The following is an 18,558-nucleotide window of genomic DNA, read 5'->3' on the forward strand; positions in this document are numbered from 1 at the left end:
AATTAATCTTTTCAATTAAAAACCAAACCACATAAAAATTTTAAATAGTAACCTGTTATCCGTATTGCTCTCCAAAGGTATCCTTTACCTTTTTAAGCACCTGTTTAATATCTTGTTCCTTGGTTTTTGGATAAATTAACAAAACATCATCTTTATCTACAATGATATAATCACTCAAGCCATCGACAACTACTATTTTGTCTCCTTTTGTTCTAATCATATTTCCCGAAGCATCTTGAGCAAGAGTCCTGGCGTGAACAACAGCATTATTATCATCATCTTTGTTTAGCTTTTCGTATAAGCTTCCCCAAGTCCCTAAATCATTCCAATCGAAACCAGCAGCAATAACATAAACATTGTTTGAACGCTCCATTATGGCATAATCGACTGATATATTCTCAGCCAAAGGATAGTTTTGTTCAATAAAGCCTGATTCTTTGTCGGTGTTATACATGGGAATTCCATTTTCGAATAATGTATATAAATCTGGCTGATTATTTTTAAAAGCAGCAATAACGCTCTTTACACTCCACATAAAAATTCCGGCATTCCATAAAAAGTTACCTTGGGCTATAAATGCCTTGGCTGTTTCGAAATCTGGTTTTTCTCTAAACTGATTTACCTTTTTTATAGCATCGGTACTGTTTTTATCGAACTCTATATAGCCATATCCAGTATTTGGAAATGTTGGCTGAATACCAAGTGTCATGAGCGCATCATTTTTTTCACAAAATTTAAATGCCTGTTCTACGTTTTCACTAAAAGTAACCTCATCTTCAATCCAGTGATCACTTGGAGCTACAATCATAACGGCATCTGGATTTTCTTTATGAATTTTCAAAGAAGCATATAAAATACATGGAGCCGTATTACGCATCGCTGGTTCTAAAACAACCTGACGTTCTGTTAATTGAGGTAACTGCTCAAAAACCAAGTCGTTATATCGCTCGTTTGTTAATATGAATATGTTTGCCTGTGGAATAAGTCTTGCTAATCGTTGAAATGTTTTTTGGATAAGCGTATCTCCACTCCCCAACATATCGTGAAATTGTTTTGGAAAAGTTTCTGTACTAACCGGCCAAAATCTTGACCCTACGCCTCCAGCCATTAAAATAGCATAATAATTTTTGTTCATGGTTGTTTGTTTTTCTGGATAATCTTCAATTAACTGAAAATCATCTCATCTATTATATTTAGTTTCAACTTGACTCCTTTAAGTAAACCATTGAAACACTGTATTTTCATTTAATTTTTAGTTAAATCCTTTAATTTATATTCAATAATTCTACTTCGGCATTCGGATTAAATAAATACAATCGACCTGTTTTAACTTCTACACATTCAAAACGCTTGATACGCTTACCTCCCTTTTTAAAAACACGACCGTTATATAATTTAAAGATTCGTCCTTCTGGGATTTCAAAAATATATGTTTTGTCTGATGGGGCATCAAACTGTTTTAAAGCATGTGCCAGTTCTACATCGGTATCGCTCGAGGCTCTCGGGTTTTTAAAATGTCTTGCTAAAAGTGGCAATAAATGCTCAGGGAAAATTTCAGGATTTAAAAAAGAAAGCATTATATGTTGAAATGTTCTCTTCCACTCTTTTCCGTGCGGCTTTATTGATACACCATAATTCTTATACGTTTCGAAATGCGCTATTTCATGAATTAGCGTTATTAAAAACCGGTATTGATTAAGATTTGAATTAACAGTAATTTGATGCTTACCGTTAGGTAATTTCATATAATCACCGTGACGAGTTTTGCGTTCCCTCTTGACTTTAACCACCAAATTGTCATGATCTAATAGGCTTAAAACTTGAGACACCGCATGAACCGGAATGTAATCTTGAAGCTTTTCTCGCATATACACAAATGTAAGGTAATTATTCTAAATACCCATTTTCACTTATAGAGGAATCATATTTTGAAGTTCAGCCATGGTTTTAAAAGTTTTGGTTGCTAATCCATCCAAATCATTGTAATAATCATGCTCGGTATAACCAAACACATCAAAACCTCCTTTTTTAGCCGCCATCACCCCTAACTTACTATCTTCTATAACCAAACAATCCTCTGGCTGAAATCCCATTGTTTGAGCAGCTAATAAGAAAACATCTGGTTCGGGTTTCCATTTTTTAATGGTATAACAACTAAATATTTTTCCTTCAAACTGTTCTAATAATCCAACCAGTCCTAGATTTAAACGAATTTTTTCTACGGTACCGCTAGAGGCCACGCAAAACGGAATGTTTAATTTAGCGATAATCGCCTTTACTCCATCTATTGGTTGCACCGATGCTTTAAAACGCCTATCCAATTCACTTCTATAATCTGTTTCAAATGATTCGGGAACCGGCTCCTGCACAACCTTTTTTATAAGATTTAAACAATGCTGAAAATGACTTCCTTTAAAATATTTCATAGCATAATCTAAATCGATATTTGCACCATATTCGTTAGCCATATCGACTAATAATTGATTGCTAGTTACTTCGGTATCCACCAAAACACCATCGCAATCAAAAATAATACACTTATATTGTTTCATTTATATTTAATAAATTTTTGAGGAAAACTTTTGTAAACTAAGGCGTAGAGCTAGATACTTGTAACAATTTCCCATTATAGTATTTCTGCCCCGTTAAAGCAAAACTCATAATATATTCGGCCATTTCTAGTGCTGTGGTTGGTGCTTTATAACCAGGAAAAGCTTCCTCTAACATTTCAGTTTGAACAGCGCCTAAGGCCAATACATTAAAAGAAATTCCGGATTCTTTATATTCTTCTGCTAATAATTCGGTTAACGTAATAACCGCTCCTTTACTACTGCTATAAGCTGCTAACCCTGGAAATTTCATACTACCTTGTACGCCTCCCATCGAACTAATGGTTACTACATGACTTTGAAGTTTCATAAATGGTAATACGACACGCGTAAGCTCTGCCACACCAAATACATTCGTTTTATAAACCGCTTCGAAATCTGTCATACTTATTTGCGAAAATGGTTTATTAACCAACATACCAGCGTTGTTAATTAAAATATCAACTTGTTTCCAGTTTTCCGATATAAAGGTTTCTACAGACTGGTAAGCTTTAGGGTTATTCAAATCGAATGAAAATGCGGTAACCCCCATCAAGTTTAATTCTACAACAGGCGTTTCGTTTCTTGAAAGTGCCAAAACATTATGGCCAGCTTGCGCAAATAATTTTACTAATTCAAAACCAATTCCTCGACTCGTTCCAGTTATAATAATATTCTTCTGCATAGGTTTTATTTGTGTTTAAAGATAAAAAAGTTCATTTCTGTATTAAAATTTAAAACCGATTATTATTGAAACCAATTGAATTACAACGATTAAAATTGCATAACTAATTAATAATCATTACTTTAAATTAAAATTTTAACCCATGCCTATATTTATGGATCGCCACGATGTGTCGGAACACGTTTCGGCCGAGGTGTTGGCAGAAATACATCAGGAAGACTTAAAAATTGAACACGAATATGGTTGCCGCGGATTTACCTACTGGTTCGACAATAAACGAAAAAACGTGTTTTGCCTAATTGAAGCTCCAAACAAAGAAGCCATTGTTAAGATGCACAGGCAAGCTCATGGCGATGTTCCTAATACCATTATAGAGGTTGAAGCTAGCCTAGTGGAGTCGTTTCTAGGCCGCATTTCGGATCCTGAAAACACGAATAATTCTTCTCTGAATATAATAAATGACTCGGCATACAGAATTTTAATGTACATAAGTTTTTATCGAAATCCCAGCTCAAATGGTTATGGCTTTCAAGAAACTTTGAAAACTTTAGACCACCATATCACAAAACTCATTAACACTAAACATGGCAATATTGTAAAAAAAGATAAACACGGTTATTTAATATCTTTTAAATCGGTTATAAACGCCATAAATACTGTGGTAGAAATCGAATCGAAAATACGCAACAATTTACCAATGTCGAATACATATTTAAAAATAGCTGTTGCGTCTGGCGAACCTGTAACCAGCAAACCTCAAATTTTTGAAGATGTCATTACACTTATTAACAGGATGTGCGAATCCATAAATTCGGACATTACTATATCATATGAAGTAAAACAACTTTATGAAAGTGAAACACTCGAACCCTTACCTTTAAATAAAACTATTAGAGCTTTAACCCCTGTTGAAGAAAAGTTTCTTATGCTTTTTATGGATAATATTGAAAATAGCTGGCATAATCCGGAAGTTAGCATAGAGGCTTTAAGTGAAAGTTTGGGGTATAGTAAATCTCAGTTATATAGAAAAGTAACAGCACTTACAGGTAAGTCTCCCAATTCGTTTTTAAGAGATTATAGATTAGAAAGAGCTGTGCGACTTATGGACAATCAAGAGGGAAATATTTCAGAAATAGCTTTCGAAACAGGCTTCAATAGCTTAGCCTATTTTTCGAAGTGCTTTAAAAACAAATACAATATGCTACCTTCAAAATACACGCAATAAAATATAAATCGCTTTTTATCAATGAGTTAAAATTACTAGCTTTTGAATTATTTGTGCAAATTAAACTCATAATATGACTGTAACTTTGGGGAACAAACTAAATGTTTAACCCTAAAACCAATATTTATGAAAACTATTAAATTTGTTTTACTTCTAGCCCTAGCCCTTACATCAACTCATATGTTTGCTCAAGGCAAATCGGTTGCTGAGGTCTTAAGAGCGGACACCAACTTAAAAAGCCAAAACATGTATGTTATAGAACGTATTATACCCGATTTAGGCAATTGGTCTACCGAAGATTTAAAATCGGCCTCTATAACCTCGTGTAGCGTATTAAAAAAAATGGGGCCCAAAATTACATGGCTGCATAGCTACGTAACTGGCGATAAAATGTACTGTGTATATTTAGCTGAAAATGCTGATTTAGTTAAAGAGCATGCCGAAAAAGGAGGGTTCCCAGTGAATTCTGTTGCCAAAGTTTCAACAGTCATAGACCCAACAACATCAGGAGAAACCTTTTAATACCAACGTTATGCCAAAATATGTAATCGAGAGAACATTACCCGGAGCGGGAAATCTTTCTCAAGACGAATTAAAATCAATTTCTAAAACGTCTTGCAATGTTTTACAAAACTTAGGACCTGAAATAAATTGGGTACACAGTTATGTTACTGATAATAAAATTTATTGTGTGTATATTTCACCTAACAAAGAACTCATTGCGGAACATGCCAAACAAGGCGGTTTTCCTGCAGATTCAATTAGTGAGGTTTCTACAATAATAGATCCTGTAACATCGGAGTAATGCACGAACCCAAAAATTAAAAAGCCTAATTCACAATGTGAAGTAGGCTTTTCGATTTATATTATATAACTAAACTCTGAATTAAATTATTCAGAATATTTACTACACTAACATTGTAATAGGATTTTCAATATATCCTTTTAAGGTTTGCAGGAATTGTGCTCCTGTTGCACCATCAATGGTTCTATGGTCACAAGCTAAGGATAATTTCATAGTGTGCCCAACAACAATCTGTCCGTTTTTAACCACTGGTTTTTCAACAATATTCCCTACAGATAAAATTGCTGAATTAGGCTGGTTGATAATAGAAGTAAATGTATCAATTCCAAACATTCCTAAATTAGAAACAGTAAATGTACTACCCTCCATTTCCTGAGGCGTTAATTTTTTGTTTCTAGCTTTGCCCGCAAGATCTTTAACGGCAGCTCCTATTTGTGGTAAGGTTTGCTCGTTTGCAAAACGCACTACAGGAACTACTAGACCATCTGGCACAGCCACAGCAACACCTATATGTACATGGTTATTTAATCTCATTTTATCAGCAAACCACTGCGAATTAACCTGAGGGTGCTGTTTTAATGCTAGAGCACATGCCTTAACAACCATATCGTTGTACGATATTTTTGTGTCAGGTATGGTATTGAATTGTGTACGGAATGCCATAGCGTTTTCCATATCAAACTCTACACTCAGGTAATAATGTGGTGCTGAGAATTTAGAGTTTGTTAATGCCTTAGCAATTGCTTTACGCATTTGCGAATTCGGCACATCTTCAAAATCTTCTTGTCCTGCTGGTACAAATTTTCCAACGGCAGCAGCACCTTGAGCAGGTTCATAATTTTCTACATCATACTTTACAATACGACCATTTTCACCTGTACCCTGAATTTTTGTTAAGTTAATACCTTTTTCTTCTGCCATTTTCTTAGCTAAAGGCGATACAAAAATTCGTCCGTCTTCAGTTACTGGTGTTGCAGGACGCTTTACAGGTTTTTCCGTTGCTGGGGCAGGAGCAGCCTTGGGTGCTTCTGTTTTAACTTCAGCCTTAGGTGCTTCTTCCGCTTTTGCAGCTGGAGCTTCTACTTTAAAGTTAGCAGCTACACCTGAAACATCGGTTCCTGCAGGGCCTATAATAGCTAATAATGAATCAACTTTTGCAGATTCACCTTCTTGTAAACCGATATGTAAAAGCGTTCCTGACTGGAAAGATTCAAACTCCATGGTGGCTTTATCGGTTTCAATTTCGGCTAGTATATCACCTTCCGAAACTTCATCACCAACTTTCTTCAACCAAGTAGCGACTGTACCTTCTTCCATAGTATCACTTAAACGAGGCATAGTAACCACAATAACTCCTTCAGGTAATTCTACTGACTCAGCAGCTTCTTCTTTTGATTCTGCAGGAGCAGCCTCAGTTTCCGTTGAAGTTTCCTCTTTAGCAGGAGCTTCGGAAGAACCTCCACTTAAAAGTCCTGAGATATCCTCACCTTCCTCACCAATAATGGCTAACAACTCATCTACTTTGGTTGTTTCACCTTCCTGAACCCCAATATGAAGTAACGTTCCTTCATTAAAAGATTCAAATTCCATGGTGGCTTTATCGGTTTCTATTTCTGCTAATATGTCTCCTTCTTCAACCTTATCACCTACTTTTTTTAACCAAGTGGCGACAGTTCCTTCTTCCATTGTATCGCTTAAACGCGGCATATTTACTACTATAGCCATATTTTATAATTTATGTTGAATAAATGGATAATCTTCTTGTTCGTAAACGACATCGTACATAACATTCTTTTCTGGCCATGGCGACTCTTCTGCAAATTTTTCACATTCAGAAACACGGTCTTTTACGCGCTTATCGATAACTTTAATTTCGTCTTCGGTAGCATAACCCTTTTCAAGAATAACGTCTTTTACTTGAGTAATTGGATCTATTTTCTTGTACTCTTCAACTTCCTCTTTCGTTCTATAATGTTGAGCATCACTCATTGAGTGTCCTCTGTAACGATAAGTTTTAAGTTCCAAGAAGGTTGGACCTCCACCTTTTCTAGCACGCTGAATAGCCTCATCAAAAGCTTCTGCCACTTTTATAGGATTCATACCATCAACTGGAGCACTAGGCATGTCGTAACCTAAACCTAATTTCCATACATCGGTATGATTTGCGGTACGCTCTACAGAAGTTCCCATGGCATATCCGTTATTTTCACAAACAAATACTACAGGTAAGTTCCAAAGCATAGCTAAGTTAAAGGTTTCATGTAACGACCCTTGACGCGCAGCTCCATCACCAAAACAACATAAAGTAACTGCATCGCTACCGTGATATTTATCTCCAAATGCTATACCAGCACCTAAAGGAATTTGCCCTCCTACGATACCATGACCACCATAAAAACGGTGTTCTTTTGAAAAGATATGCATAGAGCCTCCTAAACCTTGAGAGGTTCCGGTACCTTTACCATATAATTCAGCCATAACACGTTTTGGATCTACACCCATTCCAATAGGTTGCACGTGATTTCTATACGCTGTAATCATTTTATCTTTAGTCAAATCCATTGCATGTAAAGCACCTGCTAATACAGCTTCTTGACCATTATATAAGTGAAGAAATCCTCTTACTTTTTGTTGTATATATACTGCAGCAAGTTTATCTTCAAACTTTCTCCAGAACAACATGTCTTCATACCATTTGAGGTAAACCTCTTTTGTGATTTTTTGCATCGACTAATTTCTAGGTTTTACTTAAGCGAATTACAAAAGTAATACATTGGTAGCTATTGCAAAAACGTAAATTAATTAAAGTAAAAAAAAATGCCAAAATACAAGAACACCTAAGTCTGCTTTGCCAAATTGTTAAGATTTTAAAAAAAACACTATGTTTTTTAAAATTTCAAACGTTTAACCAACATGAAATCACTCACTTTTATAAGTTTTAAAGTACTGATTTATCAAAAAAAAAGGGCAACAAATTTTCTAAAGATTTAGACAGAGCTACATTACCTGTTGCACCCATGTAATAAATTTCAATTGGTTCTTTTTGCTTTATTTCATACTCGGCAATAGCTTGCCTACAAGCACCACATGGCGGAATAGGCGTTAACGATGGTTTATTTAACGATGTAGCTGATATTGCCATTCTTATAATATGCGCTTTTGGATACTTTGCTCCGGCATAATAGATAGCTGTTCTCTCCGCGCACAGACCTGAAGGAAAAGAGGCATTTTCCTGATTACTCCCAGTAACTATCTTACCATTATCCAACAATATAGCTGCACCAACTTGAAATTGAGAATATGGTGCATAAGCTTTTGTCCTTGCTTTTATTGCTTTATCTATTAACAAACGTATATCATCGGGCAATTCTTTAACCGAATCGAAAATAGTTAGGGTAGCTTCTATTTTTATTTCCTTCATAATGTGTAGGCCTTTTTTGTAAAACAGCCCATACAATAAAGTTAAGAAACAATTATCAACAAAAAAACTATTGCCATAGACAATAGTTTTTTCTCGTTATATTTAATTAGAAATTAATACTCCATATACTCACCTGCCCCAATATTAAAGGTAAGAGAGAAACGCAATGTACCTTCTAAAGGGCTTTGAACTTTTGAAGTTGAGAATAAATAAGATAAGTCTATATTCAATACATTGGCCTTAAATCCGGCCCCTAAGCCCATAAATTTTCGAGCCCCTTTATCCTCACTTTCATTAAAGTAACCAGCTCTAAATGCAAAAGAATCCTGATAGGTATACTCTGCACCAAGGGCCCAGGTAAATTCCTTTAGTTCTTCGCTAAAACCACCTGGAGCATCTCCAAAGGATTGAAAAATTCCTGAAAGAAAACTTACATCTTGAGATTTTCCGTCAAAAATCACCCCATTTGTATCTGAAATTTGATCTCCTAAATCGTCTACATCTTCATCGTAAACCCCATTACCGTTATTATCTGTAAACTCGAATTCCGTACCTAAAATTGGAGGGGTAGGCACTAAAAGTTTTGCAAATTCAGCAGTTACAGACACTTTATTATATTGATCGAAAATAAAATCGAATCCACCTCCTAAACGTAAGTTTGTTGGCTGAAAGTTTTCAAACCCTCCTTGATCATACTTAAATTTAGGCCCAACATTTTGAATCGCCCAACCAGCACGCCAGCGGCCATTAAAATCGGAATATGCCTCTTCTTCACTTTGATAATACCCCGAAATATCGACACCAAAAGTACTAGCAGGCGTTGTATCGCCATCAACACCATCTAGGCGTAAATCGGAACGCAAATAACGCATAGCTACCGACATAGCGTATTGGTCCGATAATCGTAAAGCGTATGACGCATCAATACTTAATTCGTTTGGTCGTTGTATTAAAGCTTCAGAAAACTCATCGGTAACAAATTCAATATCTCCTAAAGAGAAGTATTTAAAACTTGCAGCGAAAGCACTACGCTCATCCAGGCGGTTAAAATAAGTTAAGTTCCCTAAAAATATATCGTTAACCAACTTACTTAAATAAGGTGTATAACTTACTCCAATACCAGATTTTGTCTCCGAAAACACATATTTCGACGCATTCCATTGCTGAGAAAATGCATCAACCGAGGTAGCCACCCCCATATCTCCCATCGATGCTGCACGTGCATCGGCGGCAATTAATATGAAAGGCATTCCCGTAGTTATTACACGTGAATCGTTATTATTGGGGATTATAGTAGTTGGTGTTTGCGCACTAATATTTAATACAAATGCCAGCGCCAAAAGAAAGAATAATTGGTTTTTCATGGATTAATTTTAATTCAACAAATATATATCTTTATTAAAGTATTACAAGTTTCTCAATTTTTTCAACGGTTTTACTTAATACCTCAGATTGCACCGTGAGTTTGTAAATATAAACGCCTTTGCCAATCTTTTCTCCAAAATCATCACGTCCGTCCCAAATAATATCTCTTGACAATGTACTATTCACAACACCACCTCCAGCGGTTTGTCCATTTAATGTTCTAACGAGCTTTCCTGAAACCGTGAATATCTGTATAGAAACGTTTAAAGGTGCCGAACTATTGTGATTAAACCAAAATTCGGTATAATTTACAAACGGATTTGGGTAATTCAGCACATTTTCGATAACAAGTTCCTGATCCTCGTCGTAAACAATAAATTGAATTTCTGCTGTTGAGGAATTATTATAAACATCCCAAGCCTTCAGTGTTAAAGTATGTAAGCCAGGTTCCAGATCTCGAAACGGAAAACTTACCACACCATTAGTATATACATCTAATTCGGTTTGATAGTAATCATTTAAAATGTAGGGGTTGGTTTCATCTCCATCAATTATAGCCACAATATCATGACCAATTCCACTGGCTGTATTTATTCCATTGGCGTCTTCTAATTTAGCCAATAAGGTAGGAGATTCGTTAGTAATTCCTCCAGACACGAATGTTTCATCATTCATGAACAATGTTATTACAGGCCCTATATTATCTTCTTCGGCATTTTCGTTTATACCTCCTATTTTTATAGTATTCACACTTGCTCCTGTCTGATCGTCTAGCGAGGCTCCATTTTCTGAATAGAAACTTACTTTACCGAAACCAACGGGAATACCTATATCCTTTGGTACAATAAAATCGAATTCAAATTGACCATTTGTTACGGTGGCTTGTCCTCTAAATATTACCTCGCCCAGCGTTTTAAAATTTAATTTAACCAATTCTCCATTTAGTCGTGTGCCATCATTAGCCAATGTGGTCCTGTCGATATCTTTATCATAAATGGTGGTTGCTAAGGTTCCGTTATAATTGGATAACAGATTTCCTGACAAATCGGTTACCTCGCCGGCTAATTTCACATAACTTAATGCTTTTAGAGTATCTGTAGCTTGTGTAATTGGAACATCGTTTATTTTAGTTAACGCTACATTAGGCTTAGCAAAAGCCAATTTCATAGCTGGATCTCCAATAAAAAACACCAGTCGTCGCTGACTTTGAACTGATAAGGCGGGATCATTTTTTGTTAACCGTAAAGCCTCTGCCATAGAGGGATATTCAAAATCACTATAAGCATCATTATCACTATATGAAAACATATACTCACTTAAAATATTATTAAATGCAATAGCAAAGCTCACAAAAATTTGTCGTGTCGTTGTAATTAAGCCAACAGCTCCCGCTTCTTTATTCCAATAAGTAAACTCTCCTGCGGTTTGGCGGTATGGATTATCAAACTTGGTAAACTCACATGTTACGGTAACAAAACAGTTTAACTTATTATAATTTCTTAAAGATTCAATATCTGGTTTGGTTAAAATACGCTCCTGAGCTAAACCATCTTCTCCACCGTGCCCAAAATAATTAACCACCAAAGCTCCATTGTCTATAGCATTTAAAAATTCGGTAACCACCTGAGGATATCGATTACCACCTGCCGAGGTTTCCTGCTTAAAGGCATCGCTATGAATTTTAACAATATTCATGAATGGTTTTTCCTGGGTTACCCGGTTTCCAATATTATCGGTAGTAGACTGTAAAATGCCCTCCCAATCTTTATCCACATCATCGGAAACAACCACAAAATTATTTCTCCAGCTTCCAAATGATTCCTTTGCATAGTAGGAATCTATTTTATCTACAAGCTCTTTTGCCTGTTGCGGATTATCAGCCAAAATTCGTCCAACGGCGATATCTAATTTATCACTGGTCGCCATGGTCCCTTCGGTATCATCCATCATACCATAAAAGTCGTCGGTAATATAGGATGAAGTAAGATTGAAACTATTATAAGAATGCCATGAAGGCACAATGTTAGTATTATTTGGCACCCTATCTTTATAATCGAAAGAGCCATCTCCAAATAGACATAGATATTTTAAACGTTTTTCAGGTGAACTGGCATTATCGTAAATGTATTTTACAAAATTTCGGATAGCACCAATATCTTGATTGCCTGTACTAAATTCATTATAAATACTATTTAAACTGTACACTTTAACATTCAAATTGTATTGCCTTTGATTAATCTGAGCTAATCGTTGCGCCTGACTCATCATATTATCTGGAGCTACAATAAGGTAATCGACATCCTGAAATTCTCCCTGATCGTTTAAAAATACAGTCCCCTTTAGATTCTGATTACTTACTGAAGTTTTTGAATCAAACTTGGGTACGTAATAATCTTCGGAGGTCACCGCCACATAAGTACGTAACTCTCCTAATGCAGCAGTAAAGCTAAGGGTACTATTTCCTGCTTCATTAATAAAGTTACCCACATTATAAATATCGGTAACGTCCCATATTTCATCAATCTTACTGGCATTGGTTATTTGATACTCACCGATACCTGAAGCTGCAGTAACTAAATTATTTTTGAATGAAAATTGTTTATCATGAAATTTTAAAAGCCGCGTGGCTTCCGCCGAAATATAATCTAAATACCCTACGGCACTTGGATTTCCTTGGTTATTGTAATTAACTCTAATATTTAATTCAGAAGAATTTACTGTTATCTCATTGTTATACGAAGCGCCATTGGCTAAAGTTGGTGAGTTAGCCCCACTTATATTTAACGTCGTTAAGGTGCTCCCGTTTAATGACAGTTCCATTGAAGACGAGGAAGATGACGTAGCTGCCACAGCAACTCTTAAGGTTACTGGCTCTGAACTTACTAAATCTTCAAAATTTAAACTATAACTTCTACTTGTTGTAATGTCGAACTTATCACCAAACCAACGACGGCCTAAAAAAGCAATATTATGTTCGTCGTGTTCTATAAATTTATAATCCTGAAAGGTAGTTATAATCATATCTGCCGTTCCTTGAGGCTGGAAAAACGGCTGAATTCGCTTACCATTTCCTGAACTTACATTAATATAGTAATACGTTTTATCGGTATAACAATTTATATGAGTATTACTTTCGGTATTGTAACCTCTTGGGCCTTGCGCATAAAACAGCAAATAATCACCATTGTCCAGACTTCCATCCGACTCACCCACAAACTTAATAGCATTTTCTTGTATATCAAAAGGGTAAGGTTCAGCATTAGAAAAAGGAATCATTCGGCCGCCGTTACCAAATAATTTAATCGTCCTTGGATCGACATTATTTACATCGACACCTAAATTTTGCAAAAAATTCTTCGACAATTTAAAAACCCCAGTAGTATCTATGTAAAACTTATACCATTCACCACTCCTGAGTACCGAATTAGAAATAACCTTTGTTTGAAATATTTTACTAGAATTAGCTCTTTTTGAAACTGTTGCTCCAAAACTATAATTAAGCTGAAAGGAGATTATTTTTTTATAAGTCCCATTGGACTCTTTAATAATGGGTGATAATTGCAAAAAGGCATAACGCTTTCCTCTGGCAGCCGTATTTTTTAAACTAAATCTTAATTTTGTGGGTATTATTGTAACATCTAAATCTTTTAATTCCTGTTTGGTTATGGAAGCATAAACTACATTACTTAAGGTAGCAGAGGTTTCATTCACTAAACTATTAGATTCCCATTGAGCTACAAATTGCAAACCAGTTTCAAAGTCATAAGTAAAATTAGCAGCATTAAAAGCCGGCACTTCGAATTGATAAGTAGCGGCAGAAATACTCCGTGAAGCTTCCCAATTTAAATTAAATTGTTTTTGCTGCCCAAAACCTAATCCACTTATAAAAATTATGATAAGTAAAAATTTCTCTTTCATTGCTTTAATTAACGCTGATTACAAATATATAGTATAGCTTGAATTTACATTTTTAATAACAGTTTCAAAAATACAATAATAATTTTCGAAACTAAACGTTAATATAACACAAATCAGGATAGAAAAACCTCAAAAACATCGACGTAAGGACTAAAAAATAGGGTGAAATACACTTTTTTTTAGGTAAAATGTAAAAATTCGCTTGTATTGTAAGGTTTAATTCTTATATTGCATCACCAAAAATATTATTAGCTTACTTAAATGTATGAATATGAAAAAAGTAGTAACATTCAAAGCTTTACTAGTTTTAGCCCTAATCGCAACCATAACTAGTTGTAAAAAATCATCGAGCTCGAAAAACACTTCCAGAGCGACGGGTTGGCAAATTAACTCACGTGAAGGCGGTTTTCAATACAATACAGACTTTAAAGAACAGGAAACAGCTCCTGGTTTAGTTTTTATTGAAGGAGGAACATTTACTAAAGGACGTGTGCAAGACGATGTTATGCACGATTGGAACAACACGCCTAACCAGCAACATGTTCAATCGTTCTATATGGATGAAACCGAAGTTACGAATGCCATGTACATGGAATATCTGGATTGGATAAAACGTGTTTATCCGCCATCTGATGAAAATTTCAGAGCTATTTACCATGGTGCATTGCCAGATACTTTAGTTTGGAGAAACCGTTTAGGCTATAATGAAGTAATGACAGACAATTACTTACGTCATCCAGCTTACGGAGAATATCCTGTAGTTGGTGTAAGTTGGATTCAGGCTGTTGAGTTCGCTAATTGGAGAACCGACCGTGTTAATGAATATACATTAGAGCGTGAAGGTTACTTAAAACGTGATGCAAAAGTTACCGATGTAGGTGCAGATGCCACGTTTAATACAGATACTTATATTAATGCACCAACTTTAACTTATGGTGGTAATGAAGAAGTTATAAACCCTGATAATAGAAACAAAAGATTTGTTAGAACAGATGCCGATGGTAATGAAACTAACATTTATGCAACTAGAGAAACAGGACTTATTACACCTAAATACAGACTCCCAACTGAAACAGAATGGGAATACGCTGCTTTAGGGTTAAGTGAAATAAGAAGTTATAACTTATACCGTGGACGTAAAAAATATCCATGGGACGGCCAATATACACGTAACGGAAAACGTAAGTACCGTGGTGATCAACTAGCAAACTTTAAACAAGGAAAAGGTGATTACGGCGGAATTGCTGGATGGTCAGATGACGGTTCAGATATTACTAATGCCGTAAAATCATATGAACCTAACGATTATGGGTTATATGATATGGCTGGTAATGTTGCCGAATGGGTTGCCGATGTTTACAGACCAATTGTTGATGACGAATTTAACGACTTTAACTACTACCGTGGTAATGTATACACCAAAAATGCACTAAACGATGACGGAACAGTAAAAGTTGTTACTCCAGAAGATATTGTTTACGACACCCTATCTAATGGAAAGATTGTTGCAAGAAACCTACCAGGTGAAATTTTACAAGTACCTGTAGATGAAAATGAAACGTATTTACGTACTAATTTCGATAAGAGTGATCAAATAAACTTTAGAGATGGAGATCGACGTTCTTCACGTTACTTCGAAAGTTTTAATGACGATGAGGGTACCAACACTGGAGATGGCGTTACAAGAAAAATGTATAATTCTCCTAAAAATGTTGTAACCAGAGACTCTTTAGGTAACTTAGTTAGACAATACGACAAATCAAACAATAGAACTTCTTTAATAAACGACGAAGTTAGAGTTTACAAAGGAGGTTCTTGGAAAGACAGAGAGTATTGGTTAGACCCTGCTCAACGTCGCTACTACCCTCAAGATATGGCTACCGATTATATTGGATTTAGATGTGCTATGTCTAGAGTTGGATCGAAATCAAAACAAAAATTCAAAAAGAAAAACTAAACTCTAGTTTTTACCAATAATACTGAAAGTCCTAACAATGAGTTAGGACTTTTTTTTATACTTTTAATCTCAATTATTAAATAGCATTATTCTTGAAAATAGCACAATTACACGACCTGTTCTTAAAATGTCGCGCTGTAAGTACAGATACACGAACTATTGAAAAAAACGACATGTTTTTCGCCCTAAAAGGCGAAAATTTCAATGGTAACCAATATGCCGAAAAGGCCCTTGCAAGTGGCGCAAAATACTGCTTAATAGACGAAGCAGAATACCATAGTAATTCAGGAACAATTTTGGTGGATAATGTTTTGAAAACGCTTCAAGAATTAGCAAACTTCCATAGAAACTATTTAAAAGTTCCTATTATCGCACTAACCGGCAGTAACGGCAAAACAACAACCAAAGAGTTAATTAATGCTACATTATCTCAAAAATATAAAACCAAAGCTACTGTTGGCAATTTAAATAATCATATTGGCGTTCCTTTAACATTGCTGTCTATGAACCAAGAGACAGAAATTGGAATTGTTGAAATGGGTGCGAATCATTTAAATGAAATTGAAGTACTTTGCGCTATTACCGAACCCGATTATGGTTACATTACGAACTTTGGAAAAGCACATTTGGAAGGTTTCGGAAGTGTTGAGGGCGTTATAAAAGGCAAAAGTGAAATGTATGACTTTCTTAAATCTCATAAAAAAGTCATTTTTGTTAATGGGCAAGACCCCATTCAAATGGACAAAACCCATGATGCTTCGCGAGTTGTATTTAGTGACAAAAAAGAAGGAAACATCATTAAATTTCTAAATGCCCAGCCAAACGTAAGTCTTCTTTATAAAACTACAAAAATTGAAAGCCAACTAATAGGTGCGTACAATTTTAATAACATTGCTGCTGCTATTACTATTGCCAATTATTTCAAAGTTGATGATGATAAAATAAAATTGGCGATAGAACAGTATATACCTAGCAATAACCGTTCACAGGTTATTAAAAAAGCCAATAGCAAGATTATATTAGACGCCTATAATGCAAATCCAACAAGTATGCAAGCGGCATTATCTAACTTTGGAATCCTAAAAGACTTCAACAAAATTGCGATTTTAGGGGATATGTTTGAATTGGGAGAAAGTGCAAAAACCGAGCATGAACATATTTTAAATATCGCAAATAACCAGAATATAAATCAGATTATTGCTATAGGCTCCCATTTCTTTAATACTGAATTCATTTCAAAAAAGATTATAAAATTTAAATCCTATGAAGACTTCAAAATTAATGCTGATATAAATGCATTCAATGATGCCACCCTATTAATAAAGGGGTCGCGAGGCATGGCTCTAGAAAGAATTCTGGATTTATTATAATTATAAATGAAAAAGTGCCCAACATATTTTAACATACATGGACACTTTAAACTTAATTCTCCCTAAGAATTAATTAATAGCTAAACAAATATGGCGCTTTAAAACACACATTACAATACTCAATTTGAGTATTTTGCCATAATTTAACTACTACACCAAATTATTACTCATTTTTATAATACCTATTAATTCTCCTGTTGAGGAAACATTAAACTTTTTTAATATGTTTCTTCTATGCGTATCGACGGTATTTGAACTAATATTTAATTTTTCAGCTATCTTTTTACTGGTGTAATTAAGGACCAGTAAACGAATTACATCACGCTCTCTATTACTAACATTATCGTTTAATAATTTTTGCGAAAAATTATTAAAATACACTGTCTCGTACTCATTATTATCGTTCAAGACTTTAGCAGTGCCACAAACATTCATTTGTATTTCTGGCGCTAACACCGTGTAATGCGCTAAACCAATGATAGGCTTGTCGGTTTCATCAAAATGAATTGGTGTTGTATTTTGGACAATATTCACATACTTCCCTTCACCGTTCTTTAAACGATAATTCCAAGTGTAATTCACTTTACTCCTATCACAAACATCAATTTCATTTAACGTAAAAGTCATCAAACTATTCAACGCCTGTAACCAAGGCTCTACATCATCAGGATGCATTCTACTCCAAAAGTACCGCATCCCCTGTTTTTCAAACAAACTCTTATCTAAACCTAGGCAGGCAGGCATATTTCTACTCACATATTCAAAAGTTAAATCGCTAGTATTTGTGATGCAGTAAAACGTAGAACTATAAGGTAAATAGGTATCTAACTCAACAATTTTTTGAACATGATCTGCTAGTGACGGATGATCGTATGTTTTAAATACTTCTTTATAAAGACCTTTAATTTCATTCAAATTCATAACGAGCTAATAATATTTAACTAGTTAAATTTATTAAAAATTGATGAAATTGTAAGATTAATTCTAAAACTTATCAAGAAATGTGAAAACAAAAAAAAATCCTAAAGTAAATTACTTTAGGATTTTTATCTTGTGGGCGCGAAGGGATTCGAACCCCTGACCCCTTGGGTGTAAACCAAGTGCTCTGAACCAACTGAGCTACGCGCCCTTAATTTCGGTGTGCAAATATACTTTAGTTTTTCAATTTGCAAAATCTTTTTCTTAAAAAAATAACTCTTTTTTGAAAAAGAAAAACCTAATGAT

General features: G+C 35.0%; 15 protein-coding genes and 1 tRNA gene. 5 read left to right on the top strand and 11 right to left on the bottom strand.

Features of this window, described 5'->3' with window-relative positions:
• Positions 1–55: 55 nt before the first annotated feature.
• The 4 genes from ICJ83_RS01240 to ICJ83_RS01255 form a co-directional block, all read right to left on the bottom strand.
• Positions 56–1,135: a mannose-1-phosphate guanylyltransferase gene (locus ICJ83_RS01240; protein WP_188228537.1), complete on the bottom strand. Its 1,080-nt coding sequence runs from the start codon at positions 1,133–1,135 to the stop codon at positions 56–58.
• A gap of 130 nt (positions 1,136–1,265) precedes the next feature.
• On the bottom strand, positions 1,266–1,868 hold the full coding sequence (locus tag ICJ83_RS01245) for a SprT-like domain-containing protein (protein ID WP_188228538.1): 603 nt from the start codon (positions 1,866–1,868) through the stop codon (positions 1,266–1,268).
• A gap of 42 nt (positions 1,869–1,910) precedes the next feature.
• Positions 1,911–2,552 (bottom strand): HAD family hydrolase, encoded by a 642-nt coding sequence (locus tag ICJ83_RS01250; protein ID WP_188228539.1) that lies wholly within the window; start codon positions 2,550–2,552, stop codon positions 1,911–1,913.
• 37 nt (positions 2,553–2,589) lie between these two features.
• Complete coding sequence (locus tag ICJ83_RS01255) at positions 2,590–3,273, bottom strand: SDR family NAD(P)-dependent oxidoreductase (RefSeq protein ID WP_188228540.1); 684 nt, start codon at positions 3,271–3,273, stop codon at positions 2,590–2,592.
• 142 nt (positions 3,274–3,415) lie between these two features.
• On the opposite strand from ICJ83_RS01255, the gene ICJ83_RS01260 reads away from it, so the two are divergent.
• The 3 genes from ICJ83_RS01260 (at position 3,416) to ICJ83_RS01270 (ending at position 5,303) form a co-directional block, all read left to right on the top strand.
• The gene (locus ICJ83_RS01260) at positions 3,416–4,498 is read left to right on the top strand and encodes a nickel-binding protein (RefSeq protein ID WP_188228541.1); all 1,083 of its coding nucleotides are present in this window, start codon (positions 3,416–3,418) and stop codon (positions 4,496–4,498) included.
• A gap of 126 nt (positions 4,499–4,624) precedes the next feature.
• On the top strand, positions 4,625–5,020 hold the full coding sequence (locus ICJ83_RS01265; protein WP_223154559.1) for a DUF4242 domain-containing protein: 396 nt from the start codon (positions 4,625–4,627) through the stop codon (positions 5,018–5,020).
• A 10-nt stretch (positions 5,021–5,030) separates the two neighbouring features.
• On the top strand, positions 5,031–5,303 hold the full coding sequence (locus ICJ83_RS01270; RefSeq protein WP_188228542.1) for a DUF4242 domain-containing protein: 273 nt from the start codon (positions 5,031–5,033) through the stop codon (positions 5,301–5,303).
• 102 nt (positions 5,304–5,405) lie between these two features.
• On the opposite strand, the gene ICJ83_RS01275 is transcribed toward ICJ83_RS01270, so the two are convergent.
• The 5 genes from ICJ83_RS01275 to porU all read right to left on the bottom strand — a co-directional run bounded on the left by ICJ83_RS01275 (position 5,406) and on the right by porU (position 14,007).
• Entirely contained in the window at positions 5,406–7,028 is a 1,623-nt protein-coding gene (locus ICJ83_RS01275; protein ID WP_188228543.1) for a pyruvate dehydrogenase complex dihydrolipoamide acetyltransferase, read from the bottom strand.
• 3 nt (positions 7,029–7,031) lie between these two features.
• Positions 7,032–8,030: a pyruvate dehydrogenase (acetyl-transferring) E1 component subunit alpha gene (gene pdhA / locus ICJ83_RS01280; RefSeq protein ID WP_188228544.1), complete on the bottom strand. Its 999-nt coding sequence runs from the start codon at positions 8,028–8,030 to the stop codon at positions 7,032–7,034.
• Positions 8,031–8,241: 211 nt separating this feature from the next.
• Positions 8,242–8,724 carry a cytidine deaminase gene (gene cdd / locus ICJ83_RS01285; protein WP_188228545.1) on the bottom strand — a complete coding sequence of 161 codons (483 nt, stop codon included), beginning with the start codon at positions 8,722–8,724 and terminating at the stop codon, positions 8,242–8,244.
• Positions 8,725–8,837: 113 nt separating this feature from the next.
• The gene (gene porV / locus ICJ83_RS01290) at positions 8,838–10,088 is read right to left on the bottom strand and encodes a type IX secretion system outer membrane channel protein PorV (protein WP_188228546.1); all 1,251 of its coding nucleotides are present in this window, start codon (positions 10,086–10,088) and stop codon (positions 8,838–8,840) included.
• Between the two features lie 34 nt (positions 10,089–10,122).
• Positions 10,123–14,007, bottom strand: a complete 3,885-nt coding sequence (gene porU, locus ICJ83_RS01295) for a type IX secretion system sortase PorU (protein ID WP_188228547.1) — start codon at positions 14,005–14,007, stop codon at positions 10,123–10,125.
• A 265-nt stretch (positions 14,008–14,272) separates the two neighbouring features.
• Here porU and gldJ point away from each other — a divergent pair, with 265 nt between their 5' ends.
• Both gldJ and ICJ83_RS01305 read left to right on the top strand, forming a co-directional pair.
• Entirely contained in the window at positions 14,273–15,964 is a 1,692-nt protein-coding gene (gene gldJ / locus ICJ83_RS01300; RefSeq protein WP_188228548.1) for a gliding motility lipoprotein GldJ, read from the top strand.
• A 92-nt stretch (positions 15,965–16,056) separates the two neighbouring features.
• Positions 16,057–17,334, top strand: coding sequence for a UDP-N-acetylmuramoyl-tripeptide--D-alanyl-D-alanine ligase (locus ICJ83_RS01305; RefSeq protein ID WP_188228549.1), 1,278 nt, complete (start codon positions 16,057–16,059; stop codon positions 17,332–17,334).
• A gap of 150 nt (positions 17,335–17,484) precedes the next feature.
• Here the strand turns inward: ICJ83_RS01305 and ICJ83_RS01310 are convergent, their stop codons facing one another.
• Positions 17,485–18,255 carry a helix-turn-helix domain-containing protein gene (locus ICJ83_RS01310; RefSeq protein WP_188228550.1) on the bottom strand — a complete coding sequence of 257 codons (771 nt, stop codon included), beginning with the start codon at positions 18,253–18,255 and terminating at the stop codon, positions 17,485–17,487.
• Positions 18,256–18,388: 133 nt separating this feature from the next.
• Positions 18,389–18,463: transfer RNA gene (locus ICJ83_RS01315), tRNA-Val, on the bottom strand.
• Positions 18,464–18,558 lie beyond the last annotated feature (95 nt).

Origin of the sequence: Aestuariibaculum sediminum, assembly GCF_014596945.1 — a bacterium.
Lineage (GTDB): Bacteria > Bacteroidota > Bacteroidia > Flavobacteriales > Flavobacteriaceae > Aestuariibaculum > Aestuariibaculum sediminum.

What these genes read in the sequence shown, in the direction of transcription:
- ICJ83_RS01275 (WP_188228543.1), bottom strand. Translation starts at nt 7,028, where the DNA reads ATGGCTATAGTAGTAAATATGCCGCGTTTAAGCGATACAATGGAAGAA.
- ICJ83_RS01240 (WP_188228537.1), bottom strand. Translation starts at nt 1,135, where the DNA reads ATGAACAAAAATTATTATGCTATTTTAATGGCTGGAGGCGTAGGGTCA.
- ICJ83_RS01265 (WP_223154559.1), top strand. Translation starts at nt 4,625, where the DNA reads ATGAAAACTATTAAATTTGTTTTACTTCTAGCCCTAGCCCTTACATCA.
- ICJ83_RS01245 (WP_188228538.1), bottom strand. Translation starts at nt 1,868, where the DNA reads ATGCGAGAAAAGCTTCAAGATTACATTCCGGTTCATGCGGTGTCTCAA.
- porV (WP_188228546.1), bottom strand. Translation starts at nt 10,088, where the DNA reads ATGAAAAACCAATTATTCTTTCTTTTGGCGCTGGCATTTGTATTAAAT.
- pdhA (WP_188228544.1), bottom strand. Translation starts at nt 8,030, where the DNA reads ATGCAAAAAATCACAAAAGAGGTTTACCTCAAATGGTATGAAGACATG.
- ICJ83_RS01310 (WP_188228550.1), bottom strand. Translation starts at nt 18,255, where the DNA reads ATGAATTTGAATGAAATTAAAGGTCTTTATAAAGAAGTATTTAAAACA.
- gldJ (WP_188228548.1), top strand. Translation starts at nt 14,273, where the DNA reads ATGAATATGAAAAAAGTAGTAACATTCAAAGCTTTACTAGTTTTAGCC.
- ICJ83_RS01270 (WP_188228542.1), top strand. Translation starts at nt 5,031, where the DNA reads ATGCCAAAATATGTAATCGAGAGAACATTACCCGGAGCGGGAAATCTT.
- ICJ83_RS01255 (WP_188228540.1), bottom strand. Translation starts at nt 3,273, where the DNA reads ATGCAGAAGAATATTATTATAACTGGAACGAGTCGAGGAATTGGTTTT.
- ICJ83_RS01260 (WP_188228541.1), top strand. Translation starts at nt 3,416, where the DNA reads ATGCCTATATTTATGGATCGCCACGATGTGTCGGAACACGTTTCGGCC.
- cdd (WP_188228545.1), bottom strand. Translation starts at nt 8,724, where the DNA reads ATGAAGGAAATAAAAATAGAAGCTACCCTAACTATTTTCGATTCGGTT.
- ICJ83_RS01250 (WP_188228539.1), bottom strand. Translation starts at nt 2,552, where the DNA reads ATGAAACAATATAAGTGTATTATTTTTGATTGCGATGGTGTTTTGGTG.
- porU (WP_188228547.1), bottom strand. Translation starts at nt 14,007, where the DNA reads ATGAAAGAGAAATTTTTACTTATCATAATTTTTATAAGTGGATTAGGT.